This is a genomic window from Romboutsia sp. (genome assembly GCF_035470145.1).
Classification (GTDB): domain Bacteria; phylum Bacillota; class Clostridia; order Peptostreptococcales; family Peptostreptococcaceae; genus Romboutsia_D.
In genome coordinates, this window is record NZ_DATIRC010000172.1 from 1 (window position 1) to 1,715 (window position 1,715).

General features: G+C 32.4%; 3 protein-coding genes. All 3 read left to right on the top strand.

What is annotated here, in order from left to right; translation table 11 throughout:
* Window positions 1-256 (top strand): alpha/beta hydrolase (locus VLM92_RS07235; protein ID WP_325275666.1); only part of this gene is annotated, 256 nt, incomplete at its 5' end.
* Between the two features lie 115 nt (window positions 257-371).
* Window positions 372-941, top strand: coding sequence for a hypothetical protein (locus tag VLM92_RS07240; RefSeq protein ID WP_325275667.1), 570 nt, complete (start codon window positions 372-374; stop codon window positions 939-941).
* 98 nt (window positions 942-1,039) lie between these two features.
* A partial coding sequence (locus VLM92_RS07245; protein ID WP_325275668.1) for a Mur ligase family protein occupies window positions 1,040-1,715 on the top strand: 676 nt, incomplete at its 3' end.

Genomic DNA, 1,715 nt, shown 5'->3' on the forward strand with positions numbered 1-1,715 from the left:
TGAGGAGATATCCGGAACTTTCAGAAAGGTAGTAAAGGAAGATCTCAAAAAGGATTTAAATCTAATAGATGTTCCTACGCTTATTATATGGGGAAAGAAAGATCGTTCAACCCCATTAGAGCACGGAAAGATTTTACATAAAGGTATTAAAAAGTCTAAATTTATAGTGTTTGAGAAACTTGGACATGGGATCCCCAAAACCCATCCAGAAGTAATTTCAAAGGTGATTAGGAATAATATTGAATTTATAAAATAATTGCATTTGTGTTATCATTTTACAGATAATTAGTAAAAATATTTCTATGTACAATATGCTTTTTTTCCTTGTTTTTGTTTTGATTTTCTGGCTTCCCCATATTATCAGAAGGTTGATGGAGCATATTTATCTGTGGCAGATAAAAGAGTATCGGATTGACAGGATGAAAGTATATATCAAAGAGGCAAAAGTATTTTCCTTAAAAAGTTATCCTACAATAGTTGCTTTTCTCTTAGCTACGTTTGGTATATTGCTTACTGTATATACAGACAGAAGGTTTCTGTATATCGTTATACCTCTGGGTTTTGCTTATTATGTTCTATCAGCACTTAATAGTTTCAGCGCTTTAATAAGTAAAAAAGTAAATTTTCCAAAGAAGAGCTTAAGAAATTTACTTATAGCAATTTCGATCATGGTTTTAACTATAGTGCCTATTGTCTCAGCTTTCCAATATTACCAAACTTATCACATCAGTTCGATTCAGGATCTGGAGCTTGGTGATTTTAGTAATATATTTCCAACTGAAGTAGGAGATACTGGCGTTTTTACTATTCCTTTGGAAACGGCTACTGTTATATTATATTTTGTTTATCTTTTTGCTTTTGACCTTACGCTGCCTTTTATAATAGCTTTACTAGTCTTTGCGACTTCTTTCTTTTCTATTATAGTGCGTAAAAAAAAATAGAAGAGGCAAAAAAGAAGATTCAGGAGATTGAAAACTTAAAGGTAATTGGAATCACTGGCAGTTTCGGAAAAACTACTACAAAAGAAATCCTGCATCTTATTTTATCTTCTAAATTCAAAACATATGCTACACCTAAAAATGTCAATTCTGATATAGGTGTTGCAATTAACATTCTTGAAAATATAAATCAGCTAGCGGATGTATATATTGTAGAAATGGGCGCTTATAAAAGAGGAGAGATAAGGGATATCTGCGATATTACTAAACCTGATATAGCAGTTATAACTTCAATAGCAAGTCAACATTTAGCTTTATTCGGGAGCATTGAAAATGTTCTAAAAGCAAAGTATGAAATAGTAGAGTACTCAAAACCAAAGGCGAAAATAATATTAAATGGAGATAGTGATCTAGTTTTAAGGATTGCAGGAAAATCAAAAAAGAAAGAAATTTTGTATTCAATTAATAAGCAGCTGAATTTTTGGGTAAGTGACATAAAGTCGAAAAAAGAAAAGATAGAGTTCAATGTACATGAGAAGCAAACTGTTGTTAGATTTGAGGCAAGGATGCTTGGGGAGTATAACATATCAAATATTTTGGCAGCTACATCTGTTGCACGCGAACTGGGGATGAGTTTAAATGAGATTGCAGTAGTGTTGAAGAAAGGAACGAAGAGAAAGAAAATCGGAAAGCTGTCTATCAGGCGCAGTAGATTTGGATATAAGTTTATTGATGATAGTTACAATTCGAATGTAGCCGGATTTCAGGCAGCTCTTG